The sequence below is a fragment of the Aliiroseovarius sp. B-4 genome (assembly GCF_056857795.1).
Genome location: NZ_JBSXNV010000031.1, coordinates 124,844 through 147,868, shown reverse-complemented (window position 1 = coordinate 147,868; position 23,025 = coordinate 124,844). Strand labels below are relative to the sequence as shown.

The window sequence follows — 23,025 nt, the reverse complement described above, 5'->3', positions numbered from 1 at the left end:
TGAAATGAGCGTTAAAGACGTACTCTCAATGATCAAGGACGACGACATTGCCTATGTCGACATCCGCTTCACCGACGTGCGCGGCAAGTTGCAGCACGTCACCGTGGACTGCGACCTTGTTAACGAAGACTTCCTGGAAGAAGGCTTCATGTTCGACGGCTCGTCCATCGCGGGCTGGAAGTCGATTGAAAATTCGGACATGAAACTGATGCCGGACGTGAACAGCGCTTATGTCGATCCGTTCTATGCCGAAAAAACCCTGTGCCTGCACTGCTCGATCGTTGAACCGGACACAGGCGAGGCCTATGGTCGTGACCCACGCGGAACGGCCGAGAAAGCCGAAGCCTACCTGAAAGCCTCCGGCATCGGTGACGTGGCCTATATGGGTCCCGAAGCTGAGTTCTTTCTGTTTGACGATGTGCGTTTCTCGAACACCATGAACAAAGTGTCGTTTGAAGTGGACGCGGTTGACGCGGCCTGGAACTCGGACACCGAATACGAAATGGGCAACACCGGCCACCGTCCGGGCGTCAAGGGCGGTTATTTCCCCGTGAACCCGATTGATGACGCACAGGACCTGCGGTCCGAAATGCTGACCACGATGAAGCAAATCGGCATGAAGACCGACAAGCATCACCACGAGGTGGCGTCGTGCCAACACGAGCTTGGTTTGATCTTCGACAGCCTGACCAAACAGGCCGATGAGCTTCAGAAGTACAAATATGTGATCCACAACGTGGCGCACGCTTATGGCAAGACGGCGACCTTCATGCCGAAGCCCATCGCAGGTGATAACGGCACCGGGATGCACGTCAACATGTCGATCTGGAAAGACGGCAAGCCTCTGTTTGCCGGCGACAAATATGCCGATCTTAGCCAGGAAGCGATCTGGTTCATCGGCGGCATCCTGAAGCACGCCAAGACCCTGAACGCCTTTACCAACCCGTCCACCAACAGCTACAAGCGCCTGATCCCCGGCTTTGAAGCACCTGTTCTGCGCGCCTATTCGGCTCGCAACCGGTCGGGTTGTGTCCGTATTCCGTGGACCGAAAGCCCGAAGGCCAAGCGCGTCGAAGCCCGTTTCCCCGATCCTGCCGCGAACCCCTATCTGGCATTTGCTGCCCTTCTTATGGCCGGTCTTGACGGCATCAAGAACAAGATCGACCCGGGTCCCGCGCAGGACAAGAACCTGTATGATCTGCCTGCGGAAGAACTGGAAGGCATTGACACGGTTTGCGCATCCTTGCGTGAAGCACTGGACAGTCTGAAAGCCGACCACGACTTCCTGCTGGCTGGTGACGTATTTACCAAGGACCAGATTGAAGGCTACCTGGACCTGAAATGGGAAGAGGTGTACGCCTACGAACACACACCGCACCCGATCGAGTATCAGCTGTATTACAGCTGCTGATACAGATGCAGAACAAAAAGGAAAGGGCGCCGAGATCGGCGCCCTTTTCCGTTACCTGACGGTGGTTATCAAAAGCGCTGGCCGAGGCAGCGACCTGTCCCGCTCGACATCCCGCTTTCGTCGTTAACCGGCGCGATATGCTTTCAGCTGTTCAGCACCTTTACCGATACAAATGCGATCAGCTTCCCGCTGGCTCATGCTTTCAGGCTTGGCAATCGCCTCATCCCACTGCACGCGATCGGGGGTGTATAATTGGCACGTCACTTTCCCCTTCGGCGTGTTCACCTCAACAGGTGTGCTTTCATAGCTGGCGCGCACGCAGCCTGACAACACGACTGCCGCACCTAAAACCACCAGACCAGTCCGGATCATTTCCTCAACCTTTCAAACCAAGTTACCGACCAAAGAAGCCGCCACATGTTGCAGCCTCCGCTATTCATATTGATCAACGATTAAAGTCCACCCAAGCGATAGCCAAAAGCTGCTGTTTTTCAAGCCAAATTGCGGAATCACGGTCTAAAAGGCAGATTTTCGCACCGAATGATGGCATCCGTCACGCTCACTCAACCGATCAGAGATCAAGCGCCATTGTCTCGCCAGATCTTTGTCAGCTTATCGTCGAATGTCTTAATAAGTTCCTGCTCAAGAATCACCTTCCGGTCGTCGAACCACATAGGTATGGATCGAAAATATCACCGCGTCGGTCATTGGAAGGCGTCGCATCCCCTGGCGTTCGACCCTGATCCATTTCGGGCCGTTCTGCGATGTTTGGCGCCGGTCATCCTCGCGTCGGGGCTGATGCAGTTCGGGATCATCATAGGTCAGGCAATTTGCGCGCCACATCGGGCGCTCGACCTGTATGCCATCAAACAACCGCTGCACACGCTTTGCGATGTCAGGTGTGTAATCCGCGACCGGCTTGTGAATGCGGACCAACGGTTTCATGTATTTCTCGTCCAGTGACCAACTGGCGGGGAAACAAAGAATGGCGGCGGTCAACACATGCTCGTCACCCTGCTTCTGCATCACGACAAGGTCTTCCTGAACCAATTGTCCGCAGGTTAGCAACGGGGCGGTATGGTCGATCTGAACGACGCGCCCATCGGGGCAGGTCACGGTGCGATCACCGACCACAAAGCCGGTAGAGGCGACAAGTTCGCGCAGGACCAGATCGAGCAGTTCGCCCGCCGCTGGTCGTGCGGCTTCGCTCAGCTTGTGGACGATGTCAGGCCTGTTTTTGATCAGGGCGACCCGGTGGGCCATTTGCGCAGTGTAAGCATCGTCCTGCACCAACCATTCGCCCGGCGTAATCGGCTGCAAGCCCGGAAGTCGCTTCAGGCGATCGTCTTCCCAGGGGCGTATCGGCAGGTCGGCTTGGCAGATTTCAACCATTAAGAAACTCCGAACGATACTGGTGCACTCCGCCGACCCAGCGCGAATGGCAAGAGACGACCTGGCTATGTTCCAAATGGCAATGCGAAGCGCGCAAACAGGCCAAAATGATCGGATCCCAACCGGTCAATACGTTGCACGCTGCCATCCCCACCACTGATCAGCACGTGATCAATCGGCACACGCATCCAGCCTTTCATCTTTGTCAGGGTCACATGCGGCGGCCCGATCCGTTCTGTATTGCTGATCTTGGTCAGACGGCTCATGGCAAAACTCCAAGGAACCATATTGAAGTCGCCACCGATCACCAGCGGCGCTCCCGTCTCGTCACTTCCAAGCCTTTCCAGAATCGGGGACAGCCGCGCAATATGGGCTGGTTGGCTTTTCGGCCATGGCCAATGCAGATGTATCGACACAACCCAGACAGGGCCTTTTGGGGTCGTCACTTTCATCGCCGCCAACCCGTCCGCTTCGGCACAAAACCCTGACCCCGGCACCATGGGCCAACGCGATGCCACGGCGACCCCGCCAACGGTTGCAAATGGACAAAACTGACGCGCCTGATACGTGGCGTCCAGCGGGTCAAACACCGCCATATTGGCGCCGCTTACCTCTTGCAGCGTCACGAAATCGGGGCGACGCGCCAATATATCCGCCGACAAAAGCCCTGGATCCTCCACCCGAAACCGCATGTTCTTTTGATAAAGGCTAAACCCGGTGCCACCTGACGCACTTAGCGCACCGCTCATCCAGAAGATCGGGCCGAATGCGACGCCTGCCGCCGCGATGCCCAGCGCCGCCCATTTCCGCGCCCTCGCGATCCACAAAAGGATCGCCAGCAGCAAAATCACCAGCGCGATCTGAGGGCGGAAAACCGCAAGACTATCACCCGCCGGATGATATTGGCCCAAATAGCCAGCGCCCAGCGCAATAAGTCCCAGCAATAGCAGGTTTCTCAAACCGCGTTTAATCATGCGCCCCTGTTTCCCAGATCAACTTCGAAAGGAACATTCAATCACCACTGCGTGAGCAATGCTCCGCTGATCTTGTGAGCTAAGCGTTGGATGACCAATCTGCAAGCACGCATCAAGGGGAGTTGCCAATGACCACCGAGAAATTCACGTTCACCGGCCACGGCGGGCACGCACTGGCCGCGCGGCTTGATATGCCCGACGGGCCACATTTGGCAACGGCCTTGTTTGCCCATTGCTTCACATGCAGCAAAGATATTATTGCCGCTCGTCGCATCGCGGCCCGGTTGGCAGGGCTTGGGATCGCCGTGCTGCGGTTCGATTTCACTGGGTTGGGTCATTCGGAAGGCGAGTTCGAGAACACCCATTTCTCGTCCAATGTCGAAGATATCGTGCAGGCCGCGAAGGCCCTGAACAAGCGCGGCATGTCACCCAGCCTGCTGATCGGACACTCGCTGGGCGGAGCAGCCATCATCAAAGCCGCCAGCCTGTTGCCTGACACCAAAGCGGTCGTGACCATCGGTGCCCCGGCCGATCCTGCCCATGTGATCGAGAGCTTCCGCGAAGATCTGCCCCGCATTCGCGCCGAAGGCAGCGCCGAGGTGTCGCTGGGCGGTCGGTCCTTCCGGGTCAGCGAGGATTTTATCGAAGATGTGAACGCCAGCAACTTGGAAACGATCCTGAACAAGCTGAAACCCGCCCTTTTGGTGCTGCACGCCCCGCGGGACGAGGTGGTTTCGATTGACAACGCCGCCCGCATCTTCATGGCTGCAAAACATCCGAAAAGCTTCGTGACACTGGACGACGCCGATCACCTGATCTCACGCCCGGACGACGCCGAATACGTGGCCGAAGTCATCGCGGCATGGGCGGCAAGATATGTCGAACTGACCCCGCCCGCGCCACCGCCCGGTGCCCCTGAGGGCATTGTGCGCGCCAGCGAAGCAGACCCACGAGGGTTTTTGCAAGACATCCAGTCCGGGCCGTCCCACCACACATTCGCGGATGAACCACTGGCTTATGGTGGCACCAACAAGGGCATGTCGCCCTATGGGTTTCTGTCGGCGGGCTTGGCGGCCTGCACCGCGATGACCATCCGCATGTATGCCCGACGCAAGGGCTGGCCATTGGATCATGTGTACGTGGATGTCAGCCATGACAAGGTGCACGCGCAGGATGCCGAGACCGGCACCCGCGACCGGGTCGATAAGTTCCAACGCGAAATTTGCCTTGAGGGCGATCTGGATGCCGATCAAAAGGCCCGCCTGCTGGAGATTGCCGACCGCTGCCCGGTGCACCGCACGCTGGAAGGGTCCAGCAAGGTTGTGACCAAATTGATCGACTGATCCCGGTTTTCGCGCGGTTCTTGACAACACTCGGCGGGGAAATATGCGCAGGGTCAGACCGGATCGGCTTTTGGCCTTGACCTGCGCCACCCACAGGTCAAAAACCCCCACATGAGCACAGGCAGACTTACCATTGATCTGGACGCCGTGACCGCCAACTGGCGGGCGCTGGACGCAAAATCCGACCCCGAGGTTCAAACTGCCGCGGTGGTCAAGGCTGACGCCTATGGGCTGGGTGTGGGAAAGGTGGCGCGGGCCTTGGCTGCCGCTGGGGCGCGACGCTTTTTTGTCGCCGTGGCTGAAGAAGGCGCAGCCTTGCGCGAAGCGCTTGGCCCTGGACCCGAGATCAGCATCTTCGCCGGGCACATGGCTGGCGACACCGACATGATTCATGATCTGGGTCTTGTTCCCATGCTCAATTCAGTCGACCAACTGACACGTCATTTCGAAGCCCTGCCCGGCCACCCGTTCGGCATCCAGCTTGACACCGGTATGAACCGTTTGGGGATGGAACCGCCCGAATGGGCTGCCCTGCGCGATCTGATTGTGGCGCAGAGCCCGCGCCTGATCATGAGCCATCTGGCCTGCGCCGACGAACCCACCCACCTTATGAACCGCCAACAGCTTGACACATTCCATGAAATGACCGAGGGCGTGGACGTGCCGCGCAGCCTGTCCGCGACGGGTGGCATCCTGATGGGGTCGGATTATCATTTCGACCTGACACGGCCCGGCATCGGCCTTTATGGCGGCCTGCCCTTCGACAACGCCGAACCCGTTGTGACGCTTGATCTTCCGGTCGTGCAGATCCGCGATCTGGGAGCCGGCGAAAGCGTCGGCTATTCAAATACCTGGGTCGCTGAACAAGCAACACGCGTTGCGACCGTAAGCGGCGGTTATGCGGATGGGATCACACGCCACATCTCGAACAAGGCGGTGTTGTTTCATCAGGACACGCCCTGCCCGATCCTGGGCCGCGTGTCGATGGACCTGATCACCGTGGATGTCAGCCACTTGAAGGAAGAGCCCAAAGCACTAACCCTTTTGGGCGCACACCAGACCCCGGACGATTTGGCTGACGTGGGCGGAACGATCGGCTATGAAGTGCTGACACAGCTTGGCGCGCGCTATGCGCGATACTATGCACGAGGTCGCGGATGAAGCCGATCACATACCCTCTGGCGGCTCTTGGCCGTGCCACGCTGGGTTTTCTGGCTATGGTGGGTCGTGTGGCGATCTTCGCTGGTCAGTCACTCAGCCATATCGTGCGCCCACCTTTCTATCCGCGCGAATTTCTGAACGCGCTTTTGAACATAGGCTATTTCAGCCTGCCGGTGGTGGGCCTGACCGCGATCTTCACCGGCGCGGCGCTCGCCCTGCAAATCTATTCCGGCGGGCAACGGTTTTCCGCCGAGGCCGTGGTGCCGCAGATCGTCGCCATTGGCATGGTGCGCGAACTTGGGCCGGTGTTGGTCGGCCTGATGATTGCCGCCCGTGTTACCTCATCCATCGCCGCCGAGATCGCGACGATGAAAGTGACCGAGCAGATTGACGCGCTTGTCACCCTGTCCACACATCCGATGAAATACCTGACCGCACCGCGCGTGCTGGCCGCGATCCTTGTTGTGCCTATGCTTGTGGGGATCGGCGATATTATCGGCATCATGGGCGGCTATATCGTCGGCACCAAGCAGCTTGGGTTCGCGCCGGGCGCCTATATCAACAACACGTGGAACTTCCTTGAAACCGCTGACATCGTGTCGTCCCTTGTGAAAGGCGCGGTTTTCGGGTTCATTGCCGCTGTGATGGGCTGTTATCACGGAATGAATTCCGGACGCGGTGCACAGGGTGTGGGCCGGGCCACCAAAACCTCGGTCGAGGCGGCCGCGATCCTGATCCTTGCCGCCAACTTCCTTCTCACCAGCTTCTTCTTTACCTCATGATTGAACTGACAGACGTCCATAAGAGCTTCGGCCCCAAACAGGTGCTGGCAGGTGTAAACCTGACCATCCCACGTGGCGAAAGCATGGTGGTGATCGGTGGCTCTGGCACCGGCAAATCGGTGCTTTTGAAATGTGTTCTGGGCCTGATGACGCAGGACAGCGGCACGATCACGCTGGACGGCGAAGACACATTGAAAGCCGAACGCGACGCGTTCCTGGCCCGCTTCGGGATGCTGTTTCAAGGTGGCGCGCTGTTTGACAGCCTGCCGGTCTGGCAAAACGTCGCCTTCCGCCTGCTGCGCGGCTCACTGGCCCGCCCGTGGGACGAAGCACGCGAGATTGCGGTCGAGAAATTGCGCCGCGTCGGCCTGACCCCGGATGTGGCCGACCTGTTCCCCGCCGAGCTGTCCGGCGGCATGCAAAAACGCGTAGGCCTTGCCCGCGCCATCGCCGCCGAGCCTGAAATCATCTTCTTTGACGAACCCACCACCGGCCTTGACCCCATCATGTCCGGCGTCATCAACGACCTGATCCGCGAAATCGTCGTCGAAATGGGCGCCACCGCCATGACCATCACCCACGATATGTCCTCGGTCCGCGTGATCGCCGACAAAGTGGCGATGCTGCACGGGGGAAAGGTGCAGTGGACCGGGCCGGTTTCGGATATGGATGCCTCGGGCGACCCTTACCTGACGCAGTTCATTTCGGGCAGTGCCGAGGGGCCGATCGAGGCGGTGCGTTAAGGAAGAACGCCCGACTCCCCTCTGTCATTCCTTAAAGCTCGCCAAACCGGACGCCGAATCGCCATGCTCAAATACCTGAACCTCGCCCTGCTGATCGTCTTCCCCATCGCGTGGTTCGCTCCCCTTATGCGCGCCGGCATCAACCTGCCGCTCTTTGGTCTCAGGGAAGTCAGCGTGATCTCGGGCCTGCAAGCGCTGTGGGACACGGACGTGATCCTTGCCCTGCTCGTCACCTTCTTCGCGGTCTTTGCGCCGATCATGAAGGTGTTGGGCTTGGCGCTGATCCAGTTCGGCATGATGCGCCGCAAGATGCTGCCCATCTTCAACATCCTCGGCAAACTGGCGATGGCAGACATCTTCCTGATTGCACTTTACATCGTGATCGTGAAGGGCGTCGGCATGGCGAAGATCGAGACCGGATGGGGCCTTTATCTGTTCACCGCCTGCATCCTGACCTCCATCGCGATCAGCTTCGCAACGGGCAAACGCCAGAGGGCCTGAAACACCTCCTCGTCGCCTCTTGCACCCCCCAGCAGCGTCAGGCAAAAAGCCCCATGGCAAAAGCTCAGAAAACCTTCACTTGCAACGCCTGCGGCGCGTCCTCTTCCAAATGGTCGGGACGGTGCGAAGCCTGTGGGGAGTGGAATTCGATCGTTGAAGAGGTGCCGCTAAGTGCCGGTCCTGCTTCAAAATCCTTGGGCGGCAAGCGTGGCTCGGCGATCAAACTGACAGACCTGTCCACCGAAGAAGCCCCGCCGCCCCGCACCGAATGCGGCATGGCCGAGCTTGACCGCGTGCTGGGCGGCGGCCTGGTGCCCGGATCGGCCATTCTGGTCGGCGGCGACCCCGGCATCGGCAAATCGACCTTGCTTCTGCAAGCCGCTGCGAAATTTGCACGTGCTGGCCTGCCGACGATCTATGTCTCGGGCGAAGAAGCCTCGGCCCAGGTGCGAATGCGTGCGCAACGTCTGGGGCTGACCGATGCCCCGGTAAGGCTGGCCGCCGAAACCAATCTGCGCGACATCATGACGACGCTGGACACCGAACGCCCGGCGCTCGCGATCATCGATTCCATCCAGACCATGTGGGCCGATCATGTGGACAGCGCGCCGGGATCGGTCAGTCAAGTGCGCACCGCCGCGCATGAGCTGACCACATTCGCCAAGAAACGCGGCATTTCGGTCGTTCTGGTTGGCCATGTCACAAAGGACGGCCAGATCGCAGGCCCTCGCGTGGTCGAACACATGGTTGACACGGTGCTGTATTTCGAAGGCGAACGCGGCCACCAGTTCCGCATCCTGCGCGCCGTCAAGAATCGCTTCGGCCCGGCAGATGAGATCGGCGTGTTCGAGATGACCGGCAAAGGCCTGGCCGAAGTGCTCAACCCGTCGGCTCTGTTCCTGTCCGACCGCGAAGACCCTGCCCCCGGCTCGGTGGTTTTCGCAGGCATCGAAGGCACGCGGCCCGTACTGGTCGAATTTCAGGCGCTTGTCGCACCCTCCTCCCTTAGCCAACCGCGCCGGTCGGTTTTGGGTTGGGACAGCGGGCGTCTGGCGATGATCCTGGCGGTTCTGGAAGCCCGTTGCGGCATCCCGTTCGCAGGGCTGGACGTCTATCTTAACGTCGCAGGCGGCATGAAGATTTCCGAACCGGCTGCCGACCTTGCTGTGGCGGCGGCGCTACTTTCCGCGCGCGAGGACGCCGCAATCCCGAAAGAGACTGTGGTTTTCGGGGAAATCAGTTTATCAGGGGCGTTGCGCCCCGTGGGACAGACCGAAAACCGGTTGAAAGAAGCGCAAAAACTTGGTTTTACAGCCGCAATTGCGCCCACACGCAGCAAGACAGGCTCGGGGTCCGGGCTGAAGATTCAGAAAATGGCGGACCTGACCGGGTTCGTTGGTGAGATTTTCGGGGCCGGTTAGCCCCACAGACAGGGACGGTCGCAAGCAGTGCTTGAGCCGAAGTGAGACGACATGGAAGGCTTTACCTTGATTGACGGGATCGTTGCGGCGGTCATCCTGATTTCGGCCATTCTGGCCTATTCGCGCGGGTTTGTGCGCGAAGGCATGTCCATCCTCGGGTGGATCGCGGCCGCCATTCTGGCCTATATATTTGCGCCGCGCGCCTTGCCGCTGGTCAAGGAAATCCCGGTTCTGAAAGACTTCATCGCTGACAGTTGCGAACTGTCGATGATCGCGGCGTTTGCAGGGGTCTTTGCACTGGCGCTGGTGATCGTGTCGATCTTCACGCCGCTCTTCTCCTCTGCCGTGCAACGTTCCGCACTTGGCGGCTTGGATCAGGCACTTGGCTTCATTTTCGGCGTGGCGCGCGGCTTGCTTCTGGTTGCCATTGCGCTGGTTGTCTATGACCGCATCGTGACCACGGACACGATTGCCATGGTCGATGACAGCCGCACAGCGAAAATCTTTGCCCGCACGCAGGACAAGATCAACGAACAGATCCCCGAGGACGCGCCCGGTTGGATCGTCGGCAAATACGAAGAACTTGTGGGCGCGTGTTCGTCAACGTCGCTTTGAGCGGATAGATGTAGATGGTCGCAAAAGCGGCCAGCACCTTTGCTGCTAATCTGACAAGAACCTCATGATATGCTCTAACGCGCGCGCCCATTCAGGGTCACGTGGCAGCGGAATATGATTTGCACTGTCCAGTATCATCATCTGGCTGACGGGAATGTGCGCCGCGATGTCCTGAGCTTCGGATAATGGATTCACGGCATCCTTTTGTGCATGGACAATCAAGACGGGCGCATCGACAAGGCTCGCCAGTTTTGTGACATCGAACGAAGCGATTGCACGTCGATAAGCAACCGCCATTTCGGCACTGGCCGACGCAAACTGGATCTCCGCCAAGCTCTCGCGTTCCACGCGTGTCGATTCAGGCATATAGAACGCATAGAATGATTGCATGAATGGACTGCCTGGATCTCCCCAGCCATTGTGAAGCAGCGCAAGAAAGGCATCTGTCATGGATGGTGCGCTGTCTCTGCGCCGATCAGCACCTCGCAAGAAACCCGACAAAAGCACCATTCGCCGCACCCGTTCTGGATAGCGGACAGCAAAAGCGATCGAGACCGGCACATTTTGCGACGCGGCAACAATGTCGACCTGTTGCTCGCCGCTGGCGTGAAGAACCGCAAGCATGTCTTCGACAAAGCGGTCAAGGCTCAGGTCACTTACACTGCGGGTCGAAAGCCCCGTGCCACGCACATCATATCGCAGCAATCGCCGCCCCTGATTTAAGTGGGCCAACAGCGGTGCCCAAACATGGTTCTTCAGGTCAAGTTCCAGATGGGTCAACCAATGACCCCCACGTTACAAAGCGGGTTGCCCATCATGGGAAACCCCCGACGATGCCCACGCCAGACCCGTTCCATCAAGGCTTTTGGTCATGTGAACGTCCTGCTCGATCGCAGGGACATCAAGCTCAACCGTATCCGGTCTGCCGCTGCGCACCGTCTGCGCCAATTGAAATCCGACACCCGTCACCGTTCGAATGACGCTCTGTGCGCGACCATCATCGCCAACAGCCTGCCGCGCGGCATGAACACGGGCACTGATTGCGGAATCCGATACAATCCGCCCGTTCCACACGGCGTCGATGATGGCGTCGCGATCAAGCACCCTGCCCTTGGCAGCTGCCAATGCCACAAGAAGACTAAACACTTGTGGCTCGACATGCACAATACGACCTGCCCGGCGCAGAATTCGCCGTTCAACATCCAGGTCGCAGTCCGAAAAGGCAAGGTGCATGCGTATAGCAGACGTCAGCACAGCGCCAATCTCAAGAAATTTCTGCCGGTCTTTAGAAGACTCAAGACAATCACAAGCCGCCCTTCAAGCATACCATCGTCTTGCGCGGCAAGATCGGTGAAAGGCACACACGAAGAGGACGCTATGATGGACGAACCCGTCAAACGCATTGCAAACGGCGCAATCGACACAGATCACTACATCCGCAAAGCGCACGAAATTCGGGCAACCGAAACCATTTCGAAGCTTGCCGCGATACGTCGCTGGGCGACATCTTCCATACATCGACGCTCGGACCGATTTCATCGGTCGTATCGCCCCAAGTGGCGCTTTGGCTGAGAAATCCCACCTTGTTCTGTGATAGTTTAATGACAGATCGGCACGCTTAGATTAAGAGGGGGCCAACGCCACGGAATCGGAGCCGCTGCCCATGTCCGACACCTCGTCTGCCGCTGCCAAATCCCTGCCTCCGGCACATCCTTTCGATGATGACAAGCTCAAGGAAGAATGTGGTGTCTTTGGGGTCATTGGACTTGCCGAAGCGGCGAATTTCGTGGCGTTGGGCCTGCACGCGCTGCAACACCGAGGTCAGGAGGCGGGCGGGATTGTCTGCCACGATCCGGAACACGGGTTCAACTCGGCGCGCCGTTTTGGCTATGTCCGCGATAACTTCACCAAGACCAGTGTAATGGAGACGCTGCCCGGCCCACTGGCCATCGGGCATGTGCGTTATTCCACCGCCGGATCGAAAGGCGCCGTGATCCGCGACGTGCAGCCGTTCTTTGGCGAATTTTCGATGGGCGGCGCGGCGATTGCCCATAATGGCAACATCACCAACGCAGATGCGCTTCGCAAGGAATTGATCGAGCGTGGGTCGATCTTTCAAAGTTCGTCGGACAGCGAATGTATCATCCACCTGATGGCGCGGTCCCTGCAACGCAACATCCCCGAACGGATGGAAGACGCGTTGCGGCGTGTCGAAGGCGCGTTTTCCGTCGTCGCCATGACCCGCACCAAGCTGATGGGCGTGCGCGACCCGCATGGGGTGCGCCCGCTGGTGCTGGGCCGTCTAGGTGACGGCTGGGTGCTTAGCTCGGAAAGCTGCGCACTGGATATCATCGGTGCAGAACTGGTGCGCGAAATCGAACCGGGCGAGATGGTCGTCATCTCGGATGGCAAGGTAGAAAGCAGTTTCCCCTTCCGCCCGCGCCCGTCCAAATTCTGCATCTTCGAACATGTCTATTTCTCGCGCCCCGACAGTATCATCGGCGGCAAATCGGTCTATGAGACCCGCCGCCAGATCGGTGTGGAACTGGCCCGCGAAAACCCCGTGGATGCAGATATGGTCTGCCCGGTGCCTGACAGCGGCACGCCTGCGGCCATCGGTTATAGCCAGGAAAGCGGAATTCCCTATGCGATGGGGATCATCCGCAATCAATATATGGGCCGGACCTTTATTGAGCCGACCGAGCAGATCCGCGATATGGGCGTGCGGCTGAAGTTGAACGTCAATCGCGCGCTGATCAAAGGCAAGCGGGTCATTCTGGTCGATGACAGCGTGGTGCGCGGCACAACAACGCGCAAGATCAAGGACATGTTTCTGGATGCGGGCGCAGCCGAAGTGCATTTCCGCATCGCCTCGCCGCCCACAGCATGGCCCTGTTTCTATGGTGTCGATACGCCCGAACGCGAAAAGCTGCTGGCCGCCACGATGAGCGAAGACGAGATGTGCGAGCACCTGAAGGTCGACAGCCTGAAATTCATCTCGCTTGATGGGCTATACCGCGCCGTTGGCGAGGCGACGGGCCGCAAAAAAGACTGCCCGCAATATTGCGACGCCTGCTTCTCGGGGGAATACCCTGTGACACCGTCCGACCAGGTTGAAAAAGGGTTTGAATTGAAGGCGGCAGAGTGACGCGGCACCCGCGTGCACCAGCTTTCAGCTTGCCTCAGCCACAAACGAATGCGAAGACGCGGCCATGACTGACACACAGAAAATCGCCCTTGTCACCGGAGCATCGCGCGGTCTTGGGGCTGCCCTTGCACTTGAACTGTCCAGAACGCACCACGTCGTCGCCGTGGGCCGCACCACAGGTGCGCTTGAGGAACTGGACGACCGGATCAAGGCTCAAGGTGGATCCGCCACGCTGGCCCCCATGGACATCACCAACCGCGACGCGATGGCGCATCTGTGCCGATCAATCCATGACCGGTGGGGTCCGATTGATGTCTGGGCGCATACGGCGATCTATGGTCCCGCTCTGATGCCCACGCCCGATCTGGACGACAAGGGCTGGACACAGGCGCTGAACACCAATGTGGAAGCCACCCGCAACCTGGTCTTCATGGTGAACGCCTTGATGACCGATGACAGCACGGCCTTGTTCTTCGCCGATGATCATGCCGGGCAGAAGTTCTTTGCGGGCTACGGTGCGACCAAGGCCGCCCAAATGGCTTTGGTGCGCAGTTGGGCCGCCGAAAACGCCAAGCTGGGTCCACGGATCGTGATCGCAGAGCCCAAGCCGTTGGCCACCTCGATGCGCGCGCGGTTCTTTCCGGGCGAAGATCGCAGCAAACTTGCCCCGGTCGAAGACGAAGCCAAGCGCATTTTGTCCGAAGCCGGGCTGGCTTAAGCCACCTTCCCGAATATGCACGGCCCAAAGGATGCGCTGCGCTTGCCGCGCGCGCCAAGCTGCCTTATTGAGAAGGCAATACCGCGCCGATCCAAGGCCGGACTGACGGGCAAAAGGGCCAGACTATGCGCATTCTCATCACCAATGACGACGGGATCAACGCGCCGGGTCTGAAAATCGCCGAAGCCATCGCGCAAGAGGTCGCGCAAGAGCTTGCAGGTGAACGGGCCGAAATCTGGACCGTCGCCCCGGCCTTCGAACAATCGGGCGTCGGGCATTGCATTTCGTACACGCACCCCTTCATGATTGCCGAACACGGTCCGCGCCGGTTTGCCGCCGAAGGCAGCCCCGCCGATTGCGTCATCGCGGCCCTCTATGACGTGATGCCCGAACGTCCCGATCTGGTGATCTCGGGCGTGAACCGGGGCAACAACTCGGCTGAAAATGCGCTCTATTCCGGCACTCTGGGCGCTGCGATGGAGGCCGCACTGCAAGGCCTGCCCGCCATCGCCTTGTCGCAATATATGGGTCGCGGCACCAAGGGGCTCGTCAATATATTCGATGCGGCGGCAAGTTTCGGCGGCGATGTCGTGCGTCGGCTGTTGTCTGATGCGCCCTGGGATCACGGGGCGGATTACCGTCTGTTCTACAATGTGAACTTCCCGCCTGTAGGATCAGATCAGGTCAAGGGCATCAAAGCCGCGCCGCAAGGATGGCGCAACGATGCGTTCTTCAAGATCGAAGCCCAGAACAGCCCCTCGGGTCGGAAGTTTCTATGGATCAAGGGCGGCCCGCAAGCGAACCGTTCCGCACCCGGCATGGATGTGACCCGCAATCTGGACGGCTATATCTCGGTGACCCCGATGCGCGCGGATCTGACCGCCTATGACCATCTGGACAGCTTGGGGGCACTGTTTGAATGAGTAACGCGGGCGCAACAGACGCGGAACGCAAGATGCAATTCCTGTTCGCTCTGCGGTCGAAGGGCGTAACAAACCCGCGCGTCTTGTCCGCCATGGAAGAAATTGATCGCGGCCCCTTCGTGCGCGGCTTGTTCTCTGAACGCGCATACGAGGATATGCCGCTGCCGATTTCCTGCGGGCAGACGATCTCGCAACCCTCGGTCGTGGGTCTGATGACGCAGGCCGCTCAAATCAGCCCGCGCGACAAGGTGCTCGAAGTCGGCACCGGGTCGGGTTATCAGGCGGCGATCCTGTCGCGGCTCGCGCGCCGGGTCTATACGGTCGACCGGCACCAAAAGCTCGTGCGCGAGGCCCGCGAGCTGTTCGAAGCGATGGATCTGCATAATATCACCACCATCACGGGTGACGGATCGCGTGGTTTACCCGATCAGGCACCGTTTGACCGCATAATCGTGACCGCCGCAGCCGAGGATCCGCCCGGACCCCTCTTGGCGCAGCTTGCTATAGGCGGTATCATGATTGTACCGGTGGGCCAGTCCGATGCTGTCCAAAGCCTGATCAAGGTGACGCGCAGCGAAGATGGGTTCGACTATGATGAGCTTCTGCCGGTGCGTTTCGTGCCCCTTTTGGAAGGGTTGGGGCAGGATTGACGCGAGCAAGATTTGCCGGGACGCCGGAGACATGGGGCCAAGCCCCGCACAGCAGTGAAAAGGCCCGACAACGGGGTCGCAACCAGAGCCTGACAACAGGCCAATGGATTGAGGAACGAGCAATGCCACTTTCATGCACGACCGAAACGCGTGCGCTCCGCACAATGCGGGGGCGCCATATGCGCTCTGCCGCCCTGATCGGGCTTCTGGTGGGGCTGACCGCCTGCGACAGCACTTTTGACATGGACATGCGGCGCTTTGCGCCCGGCGGCCTGTCGACCACCGAAGCCGCACAGGGGGCCACGACAGCGGCGCGACCCAAAGCGGACGCGCGTGGCGTGATTTCGTATCCCAGTTATCAGGTGGCGGTGGCCAAGCGCGGCGACACCGTCGCGCAGGTCGCAAGCCGGATCGGCATGGCACCAGCAGAGCTGGGCCGCTACAACGGCATTGCCGTTGATGCCCGTCTGCGCGAGGGCGAAGTTCTGGCCCTGCCCCGTCGCGTGGCCGAACCCCCAACCGGGGTTATTCAACCCGACGACAACATCGACATCACGACTTTGGCCGGGGATGCCATTGACCGTGCGGATGGCACAAATGCCAAACCCGCTGCAACGGCCACGTCCGGCGAACAACCCACCCAGCACCGCGTGACGCGTGGCGAAACCGCCTATTCCATCGCGCGCAGTTATGGCGTGTCTGTTCGTGCGCTGGCCGATTGGAACGGCCTTGGTCCAAGCCTGACCGTGCGCGAAGGTCAGTTCTTGATGATCCCGGTGAAAGTGGACACGCCGGTCCAGACCGCCAGCGTCGCCCAACCGGGCCAAGGATCCGCGGCTCCCATACCGCCGTCGTCCGCCAAACCGTTACCCAAGGATGAAGCGGTGCCCGAGAAGGTGTCCGCCCCTGCCTCGCCCAAGCTCGAAGAAACCCGCACCCCCGCCAGCAACGCCCTGATGTCGCTGCCGGTTGCGGGCAAAGTCACCAGCCTGTTTGACGCCGAGAAGGCTGGTTACATTCTTGTCTCTGCCAAACAGGGCGATCCGGTCAAAGCGGCGGCCAACGGCACGGTGCGGCTGGTGTCAAAAGATGTCGAGGGCGAAGAGATCGTCGTGATCGACCACGGCAACGGCACCCAAAGCGCCTATAGTTTCATTGAAGGGATCAAGGTGAAAAAGGGCCAATCGGTGAAACGCGGCCAGCAGATCGCATCGGCGTCGAAGAACCAATACAACGCAATACAGTTCCTTGTCTTCAAAGGGACAGAACCTGTCGATCCGATGCCGTATCTGAACTAAGGCTGATCAGGAGTTCAACACCAGGGGCGGCCAACCGGTCGCCCCTGTTTCATTTCGGCTCACAACGCTATGCGGAACAGGGCGAACCCGTTGTCAGACATGCCTGCCTCTTCAATGGCGACGCCGGGCACATTCGCGACGTGCTTGGCCGCGGCAGGACCGGTTTCGAACAGAACCGTAGTGTTCTCCATCGGGGCGAAGGTCCAGTTTCCGTCTGCCTTTGGATTGATCGTGCCTTTCTCGACGACATAGCGCACGATCACGTCGCGGTTGGTATCCGGTCCTTCAAAGATCGTGGTATCGCCCCCTGCGCCGGGGAAGCTTCCCCCACCACCCGCGCGGTAGTTGTTCGTCGCGACGATGAATTCCTGTTCCTCATCTATCGGTTGTCCGTCGAACTGCAAGTTGACGATCCGGTGGGCGTCGGGCGCGATCACCTCGCCATCCTTGTTGTAGCGGGCCGGTTGGCTCAGATCTATCTGATAGGTCACACCGTCGATCACGTCGAAATTGTAGGACGGCATCTCGGGGTTCAGCAGCACAGCGTCCTGCGCACCCGGTTCGATCTGGTTGAAGATCGTCGCCGAGCGTTCCAGCCATTCGCGCACCGTGGCCCCGTTGATCCGCACCGCCCGCACCGTGTTCGGATAAAGATACAGGTCCGCCACGTTCTTGATCGCCACGTCGCCGACTTCGACATCCGTATAGTAATCCGGGCCACCACGCCCACCGGCCTTGAACGGGGCGGCGGCGGACAGGATCGGCAGCCCCTCATTCTCGGTCCCTTTCATCATCTGGTCGATATACCAGGTCTGGGCGTTCGACACGATCTGCACTGATGGGTCATCCGCGACCAGCGCGAAATAGGAATGCAGCGGCGCATCGGTCTTGCCCACCGCACGGCGCACGTATTCCAGCGTCTCGTCATGTTCTTTCTGCACCGATGCAAGCACGGCGGCATCGCTTTCCACCAGCGCGGTGATCGAACGGTCTTCGTTTCGTTTGTAGATCGGTCGCGCCTCGGAGATGTGCGAGACCACACGCCACGCACCGCCATCATGTTCCAGCATCAGGTCGATCAGACCCATATGCGACCCCCAGAATCCTCCCATGACTGCCGGAATGCCCATCAGCGTGCCCGCTTCGACATCCGCGCCGGCAAACTCGGCATAGGTCGATGACGGGAACACAAGATGCGAATGTCCGGTCAGAACGGCGTCTATCCCTTCGACCGCCGCCAAGGGGACCGAGGCGTTTTCCATCCCATCACTGTGCTCCGCTGCGCCAATCCCCGAATGGGACAGGGCAATAACAAGATCCGCGCCTTCTTCGCGCATCTGCGGGATGTAGGCGCGCGCGGCTTCAATGATATCGCGAGCCATCACATTGCCCTCCAGATGGCGACGGTCCCAGTTCATGATCTGCGGCGGCACAAAACCAATGAATCCGATCCGAATGGGCTGCACGGTGCCGCCGCCATTGGTGATCTCTCGGTCCACGATCACGTAGGGCGGCAGAAGCGTTTGATCGTCACGCGGAGTGGCGCCCAGCTTTTTGGCGACGTTGGCACATACGATGGGAAAGCCCGCGCCAGCCACGGATTTCATCAGGAAATCAAGGCCGTAATTGAACTCGTGATTGCCCAGAGTTGACGCATCAAACCCCAACGCATTCATCGCGTTGATAACCGGGTGGGTGTCGCCCTCTTTCATGCCGCGTTCATAAGCGATGTAGTCGCCCATCGGATTGCCTTGCAGAAAATCACCATTATCCAACAAGAGCGAATTCGTCGCCTCGGCCCGGATATCGCCGATCAAGGATGCTGTGCGGGCCAATCCGACCGTGTCGACCTCGCGATCCGAATAATAGTCGTAGGGGAAGACGTGAACATGCAGGTCCGTTGTTTCCATGATCCGCAAATGCGCCTGATTTTGCGATGCTTGAACGGAATAAGGATGCAGGGCAATGAACCCTGCGGTGCCGGCCAGAAAGCCGCGACGCGATAGGGTAAGAGACATGGGAACCTCCGCTATTGACAGGATTGGGAACAGGCTAAGTTGGCATCATGACAGCGAACTGACCTGTTTGGCAAATTTCACCAACCCCAAACGGCAGCGCCCCGCCGGTCATATGACACTGCGGGGCGCGTTTATCCTGTCTTTGCAAGGCCTTGGTATACTCTATTCGTCCGCCCGACCTTTGCCCAAATGCTTTCGCAACCGCGAAGGCGTGGCTTTCTTGCGGTTCTTGTAAGGGTTCTGATCCCCCTGCCCGCGCATCGTCAGCCGGATCGGCGTGCCCGGCATGTCAAAATCCTCACGCAGCCCGTTGACCAGGTAGCGGCTATAGCTTTCCGGTAGTTTCTCGGGTAGCGAGCACATGACAACAAAGCCCGGCGGGCGGGTTTTCACCTGTGTCATATAGCGCAGCTTGATCCGCCGCCCCCCCGGCGCAGGGGGCGGGTGGGCCGAGATCATTTCGGCCAACCAGCCGTTCAACTGGGCGGTTTTGATCCGGCGGTTCCATATCTCATGGGCGCGCATGACGGCGGCTTGCAGACGCTCCAACCCCTTACCCGTCTTGGCGGAAATGGTGATCAGGGGCGCGCCGCGCAACTGCGGCAGCAGGCGGTCGAACGCCTCTTTCAACTCTTTCAGCTTGGCCTGCTTTTCTGGCTCGGCGTCCCATTTATTGACGGCAACCACCACCGCGCGGCCTTCTCGCTCGGCAAGGTCTGCGATGCGCAAATCCTGCTGCTCGAACGGTATTGCCGCGTCCAGAAGCACCACGACCACCTCGGCAAACTTCACCGCGCGCAGCCCGTCAGAAACTGAAAGTTTCTCAAGTTTTTCCTGCACCTTGGCGCGTTTTCGCATCCCGGCCGTGTCGAATATTCGCGTCGGCACGCCGCCCCAGTCGAAGCGCAGCGAAATCGCGTCACGTGTGATCCCGGCTTCCGGCCCTGTCAGCAAGCGTTCTTCGCCAATCAACTTGTTGATCAAGGTCGACTTGCCCGCGTTCGGGCGACCGATCACCGCGACTTGCAGGGGTTTTTCCCGGGTCGGAATGCGCGGGCCTTCATCCGCGTCCTCGTCAAAATCAACATCCGTTTCCGGCGCCATTTCAGCAGCGCGTTTCGCAAATTTCTCGGAAATCGGGCGCAGCACATCCATCAGCTCGCCCATGCCTTCGCCATGCTCGCCTGACAGACGGATCGGTTCGCCCAGGCCCAGCGAGAAGGCCTCCAGATACCCGGACTCACCCGCCTTGCCTTCCGATTTATTGGCGGCAAGGATCACATGCGCGTTCTTGCGGCGCAGAATATCGGCGAACACCTCGTCCGATGGCAGGATGCCGGCACGGGCATCAACCAGAAACAGGCAGGCATCAGCCATTTCCACTGCCCGTTCGGTCAGACGGCGCATCCGGCCCTGAAGGCTTTCGTCGGTGGCTTCTTCCAGCCCTGCGCTGTCGATCACGATGAAACGCAGATCGCCCAGCCGCGCTTCGCCTTCACGCAGGTCGCGGGTGACGCCGGGCTGGTCATCGACCAGCGCAAGGCGCTTGCCAACCAGTCGGTTGAACAGGGTGGATTTGCCTACATTCGGGCGTCCCACAATGGCAAGGGTGAAACTCATATCGGTCTCCGGGTCACGTCAAGCGCCCCGCATACACGGTTTACCGGTCAGCGCAAAGCCAGAAGTTTTCCGTCGCGCGACACAAGATAGGCGGTGCCATTCACCACCACCGGGCGGGTGGCCGCCCCGCCCGGAATGGCCGCTTGACCGACCAAGGCGCCGTTCACGGGGTTAAAGCCGCGCATCACACCGTCAGACGAGGCGACCCACAGCTTGCCACCTGCCAGAACAGGGCCAAGATTGGCATAGATTGCCTTGCGTTTGCGGGTTTTGGCCTTGGTGAAATATGGCAGCGGTACGCCCCAGATGCGTTCGCCAGTCTTGGCATCCAGACGCACAAGCTGCGCTTCGTCGGACACAAGGAAGACCGAACCACCTGTGACCCAAACAGGACTGACCGCGCCTTCTTTGGCGGTCCAAAGACGTTCGCCCGACAAGTCGATTGCAACAGTGCGCCCCACCGGGTTGCCGGTATAGATCACGCCGCCCTTCACAACCGGTTCGCCGGTGATGTCGGTGACGATGGAATATCCACGACCGGCGCGTTCACCGGCAATCAGGCTGGACCAGGTGCGTGCGCCACCTTTTTTCAGGGCGGCCACCACTTCGCCCGAGGCGAAGGGCAGAAGCACCAGGCGATCAGTGACCGCGGGCGACGAAACACCCACCACGCCATCCTGACTTGGGGTGCCCGACAGGCGCCATTTCACGCGGCCCGTGCCGGTTTCAATCGCCCAGGCGCTATTGTCGCGGCTGACCACATAGACAAGACCTCCCGATACGGCAGGTGCACCAGACCCGGAGGCGTCCATCCTTTGCTGCCACCTGACCTTGCCGGTAGCGGCGTCAAGCGCACTGACCAGACCGAAGCCCGAGGTCACATAGACCGTGCCATCGGCATAGGCCAGACCACCACCAGACGCATCGTCCGACCGATCCGACGGCGGCGTCAGATCGCGCGACCACAGCGTAGCGCCAGCGGTCGATGTGGCCACCACCTGCGCACGGCTATCCAGCGTAAAGACACGCCCATTCGCAACCACGGGTTCGGCGGTGATCCGGTGTTTGCGATCATTGCCCTGCCCGATCGAGGCCGCGAACAGCAGCTTCGGCGCAGGCGACAATGCAGGGTGCTGCACCTGGTGGGTCAGGCTACCGCCCAGATGTGTCCAGTTGGCGTAATTGACGGCCGCAGGCAACGAAATTGGCTGTGCGCGATCAGCGCGCCCTGACCCTTCGACGGCGGCGGCCGCTTCTGACAGTTCGGCAGCGCCCATCGTTTGCGGGTTCAGGCTGCGCAGATCTTCCCGTTCGCCCGGCAGGATATACTCCTGTTGGGAACAGGCAGACAGAAGGCTCATGGAAACCAAAAAAGCGGCGCTGTGTGTGAACTTCAAAATATGCCCCCCAGGATACCAATATATCTTGCCGAACCGGGCTATTGCCCAGCACGGGTCATCAGGATGTTTCCAATGTCCCACCCAGCGCCACAATCAACTGAGACGCGCGTCGACGCAAGGCCCCAGACGCTTCGTCATCCACCAAAAGCGCTTTCAGGCGGGCGATGGCAGCATCTGTCTGACCTTCGTCAACATCAACCAATGCAAGCTGTTCTTCGGCGAGCACCCGATACGGTGCCCCCGGAACCGCCAGAGGTTCCAACCGGGCGCGTCGCTCGGTGGTGTCCAGACCCGAAGCGGTCCTCGATACCAGTTTCAACTGGGCCAGATCGCGATACAGGCTGTCGATGCTCGCATCATCGGCCAAAGCGCGCAGAGCGTCCACGCCAACTTTGCCCTCGGCTGCTGTCAACATGGCGACGACGGCAGCCGCGTCTCCGCTGACGTCCAACGACGCCAAAGCGGTTGCGCGCTGGTTCGGGTCTGCCTGTTCCTCAGCGGCCAGAATGGCGTCGCCCAAGGCTTGCGCGGCAGCCCGATCATTGGCTTTTCGCCATTCATTATAGGCCGCTCCGCCCACCAGCAAAACGACCAGCAAAACAGCAATCCAGCCGTATTTCCGCATCAGGGAATACAGCTTGTCGCGACGCACTTCTTCGCTGACTTCGTTGATGAAGGTATCGGTCTCGCTCACGGTCAGGCCTCCGGGTCAAAATCTGAACTCCTTTTGCCCGAATGACGTCCGGTTGCCAAGGGGGTGCATTGCACAGCCGTCGGTTCCGCAGGTGGGTATCAGACCGCTGGCTTTCCACGGGGCGTCGCCGTGCCCTCTGGTTGCAAGGGTCAGGCAAGCCACACTTGTTCCCACTCGAAACAAAGCATAGTCTTTCGCCGGTTTGTTTTACAT

The 23,025-nt window shown here is 59.7% G+C and carries 23 protein-coding genes; 14 read left to right on the top strand and 9 right to left on the bottom strand.

Going from position 1 to position 23,025, the window contains the following annotated elements; all coding sequences use genetic code 11:
* The first annotated feature begins 4 nt into the window (after positions 1 to 4).
* A complete protein-coding gene (gene glnA / locus AC13C8_RS05715; protein WP_091430510.1) occupies positions 5 to 1,411 on the top strand; it encodes a type I glutamate--ammonia ligase in 1,407 nt (468 codons plus the stop codon).
* 123 nt (positions 1,412 to 1,534) lie between these two features.
* On the opposite strand, the gene AC13C8_RS05710 is transcribed toward glnA, so the two are convergent.
* The 3 genes from AC13C8_RS05710 to AC13C8_RS05700 form a co-directional block, all read right to left on the bottom strand.
* The gene (locus AC13C8_RS05710; RefSeq protein ID WP_091430511.1) at positions 1,535 to 1,783 is read right to left on the bottom strand and encodes a hypothetical protein; all 249 of its coding nucleotides are present in this window, start codon (positions 1,781 to 1,783) and stop codon (positions 1,535 to 1,537) included.
* A gap of 270 nt (positions 1,784 to 2,053) precedes the next feature.
* The gene (locus AC13C8_RS05705) at positions 2,054 to 2,803 is read right to left on the bottom strand and encodes a heme-dependent oxidative N-demethylase family protein (RefSeq protein WP_091430513.1); all 750 of its coding nucleotides are present in this window, start codon (positions 2,801 to 2,803) and stop codon (positions 2,054 to 2,056) included.
* Positions 2,804 to 2,868: 65 nt separating this feature from the next.
* Positions 2,869 to 3,777 (bottom strand): endonuclease/exonuclease/phosphatase family protein, encoded by a 909-nt coding sequence (locus tag AC13C8_RS05700; protein WP_482846667.1) that lies wholly within the window; start codon positions 3,775 to 3,777, stop codon positions 2,869 to 2,871.
* 128 nt (positions 3,778 to 3,905) lie between these two features.
* Here AC13C8_RS05700 and AC13C8_RS05695 point away from each other — a divergent pair, with 128 nt between their 5' ends.
* The 7 genes from AC13C8_RS05695 to AC13C8_RS05665 all read left to right on the top strand — a co-directional run bounded on the left by AC13C8_RS05695 (position 3,906) and on the right by AC13C8_RS05665 (position 10,343).
* Positions 3,906 to 5,120 (top strand): bifunctional alpha/beta hydrolase/OsmC family protein, encoded by a 1,215-nt coding sequence (locus tag AC13C8_RS05695; RefSeq protein WP_482846665.1) that lies wholly within the window; start codon positions 3,906 to 3,908, stop codon positions 5,118 to 5,120.
* A gap of 111 nt (positions 5,121 to 5,231) precedes the next feature.
* Positions 5,232 to 6,281: an alanine racemase gene (alr, locus tag AC13C8_RS05690; RefSeq protein ID WP_482846663.1), complete on the top strand. Its 1,050-nt coding sequence runs from the start codon at positions 5,232 to 5,234 to the stop codon at positions 6,279 to 6,281.
* Complete coding sequence (locus AC13C8_RS05685) at positions 6,278 to 7,063, top strand: MlaE family ABC transporter permease (protein ID WP_091430520.1); 786 nt, start codon at positions 6,278 to 6,280, stop codon at positions 7,061 to 7,063. The genes alr and AC13C8_RS05685 overlap by 4 nt, the downstream gene beginning before the upstream one ends.
* Complete coding sequence (locus AC13C8_RS05680; RefSeq protein WP_091430522.1) at positions 7,060 to 7,806, top strand: ABC transporter ATP-binding protein; 747 nt, start codon at positions 7,060 to 7,062, stop codon at positions 7,804 to 7,806. The genes AC13C8_RS05685 and AC13C8_RS05680 overlap by 4 nt, the downstream gene beginning before the upstream one ends.
* Positions 7,807 to 7,869: 63 nt before the next feature.
* Positions 7,870 to 8,307: a paraquat-inducible protein A gene (locus AC13C8_RS05675; RefSeq protein ID WP_091430524.1), complete on the top strand. Its 438-nt coding sequence runs from the start codon at positions 7,870 to 7,872 to the stop codon at positions 8,305 to 8,307.
* 53 nt (positions 8,308 to 8,360) lie between these two features.
* Complete coding sequence (gene radA / locus AC13C8_RS05670; protein WP_091430526.1) at positions 8,361 to 9,728, top strand: DNA repair protein RadA; 1,368 nt, start codon at positions 8,361 to 8,363, stop codon at positions 9,726 to 9,728.
* A gap of 51 nt (positions 9,729 to 9,779) precedes the next feature.
* Positions 9,780 to 10,343, top strand: a complete 564-nt coding sequence (locus AC13C8_RS05665) for a CvpA family protein (protein ID WP_091430527.1) — start codon at positions 9,780 to 9,782, stop codon at positions 10,341 to 10,343.
* 45 nt (positions 10,344 to 10,388) lie between these two features.
* Here AC13C8_RS05665 and AC13C8_RS05660 read toward each other — a convergent pair whose 3' ends face one another.
* Positions 10,389 to 11,123 carry an alpha/beta fold hydrolase gene (locus AC13C8_RS05660; RefSeq protein ID WP_482846660.1) on the bottom strand — a complete coding sequence of 245 codons (735 nt, stop codon included), beginning with the start codon at positions 11,121 to 11,123 and terminating at the stop codon, positions 10,389 to 10,391.
* A gap of 15 nt (positions 11,124 to 11,138) precedes the next feature.
* Positions 11,139 to 11,576: a winged helix-turn-helix domain-containing protein gene (locus AC13C8_RS05655; RefSeq protein WP_482846658.1), complete on the bottom strand. Its 438-nt coding sequence runs from the start codon at positions 11,574 to 11,576 to the stop codon at positions 11,139 to 11,141.
* A gap of 144 nt (positions 11,577 to 11,720) precedes the next feature.
* Here AC13C8_RS05655 and AC13C8_RS05650 point away from each other — a divergent pair, with 144 nt between their 5' ends.
* From AC13C8_RS05650 to AC13C8_RS05625, 6 genes are all read left to right on the top strand, one after another.
* Positions 11,721 to 11,915 carry a hypothetical protein gene (locus AC13C8_RS05650; protein WP_091430530.1) on the top strand — a complete coding sequence of 65 codons (195 nt, stop codon included), beginning with the start codon at positions 11,721 to 11,723 and terminating at the stop codon, positions 11,913 to 11,915.
* A gap of 91 nt (positions 11,916 to 12,006) precedes the next feature.
* A complete protein-coding gene (gene purF / locus AC13C8_RS05645; RefSeq protein ID WP_091430532.1) occupies positions 12,007 to 13,491 on the top strand; it encodes an amidophosphoribosyltransferase in 1,485 nt (494 codons plus the stop codon).
* A 64-nt stretch (positions 13,492 to 13,555) separates the two neighbouring features.
* A complete protein-coding gene (locus AC13C8_RS05640; protein WP_091430534.1) occupies positions 13,556 to 14,209 on the top strand; it encodes an SDR family NAD(P)-dependent oxidoreductase in 654 nt (217 codons plus the stop codon).
* Between the two features lie 125 nt (positions 14,210 to 14,334).
* Positions 14,335 to 15,132 carry a 5'/3'-nucleotidase SurE gene (gene surE / locus AC13C8_RS05635; protein ID WP_091430536.1) on the top strand — a complete coding sequence of 266 codons (798 nt, stop codon included), beginning with the start codon at positions 14,335 to 14,337 and terminating at the stop codon, positions 15,130 to 15,132.
* Positions 15,129 to 15,782, top strand: a complete 654-nt coding sequence (locus AC13C8_RS05630; RefSeq protein ID WP_091430539.1) for a protein-L-isoaspartate(D-aspartate) O-methyltransferase — start codon at positions 15,129 to 15,131, stop codon at positions 15,780 to 15,782. Before surE ends, AC13C8_RS05630 begins: the two co-directional genes overlap by 4 nt.
* A gap of 122 nt (positions 15,783 to 15,904) precedes the next feature.
* Positions 15,905 to 17,080, top strand: a complete 1,176-nt coding sequence (locus AC13C8_RS05625; RefSeq protein ID WP_245744716.1) for a LysM peptidoglycan-binding domain-containing protein — start codon at positions 15,905 to 15,907, stop codon at positions 17,078 to 17,080.
* A 59-nt stretch (positions 17,081 to 17,139) separates the two neighbouring features.
* Here the strand turns inward: AC13C8_RS05625 and AC13C8_RS05620 are convergent, their stop codons facing one another.
* The 4 genes from AC13C8_RS05620 to AC13C8_RS05605 all read right to left on the bottom strand — a co-directional run bounded on the left by AC13C8_RS05620 (position 17,140) and on the right by AC13C8_RS05605 (position 22,812).
* Positions 17,140 to 19,098: a bifunctional 2',3'-cyclic-nucleotide 2'-phosphodiesterase/3'-nucleotidase gene (locus AC13C8_RS05620; protein WP_482846655.1), complete on the bottom strand. Its 1,959-nt coding sequence runs from the start codon at positions 19,096 to 19,098 to the stop codon at positions 17,140 to 17,142.
* A 162-nt stretch (positions 19,099 to 19,260) separates the two neighbouring features.
* Positions 19,261 to 20,718 carry a ribosome biogenesis GTPase Der gene (der, locus tag AC13C8_RS05615; RefSeq protein WP_482846653.1) on the bottom strand — a complete coding sequence of 486 codons (1,458 nt, stop codon included), beginning with the start codon at positions 20,716 to 20,718 and terminating at the stop codon, positions 19,261 to 19,263.
* Positions 20,719 to 20,765: 47 nt separating this feature from the next.
* A complete protein-coding gene (locus tag AC13C8_RS05610) occupies positions 20,766 to 22,079 on the bottom strand; it encodes a PQQ-like beta-propeller repeat protein (RefSeq protein ID WP_482846651.1) in 1,314 nt (437 codons plus the stop codon).
* 97 nt (positions 22,080 to 22,176) lie between these two features.
* On the bottom strand, positions 22,177 to 22,812 hold the full coding sequence (locus AC13C8_RS05605; RefSeq protein ID WP_482846649.1) for a hypothetical protein: 636 nt from the start codon (positions 22,810 to 22,812) through the stop codon (positions 22,177 to 22,179).
* Between the last annotated feature and the right edge of the window lie 213 nt (positions 22,813 to 23,025).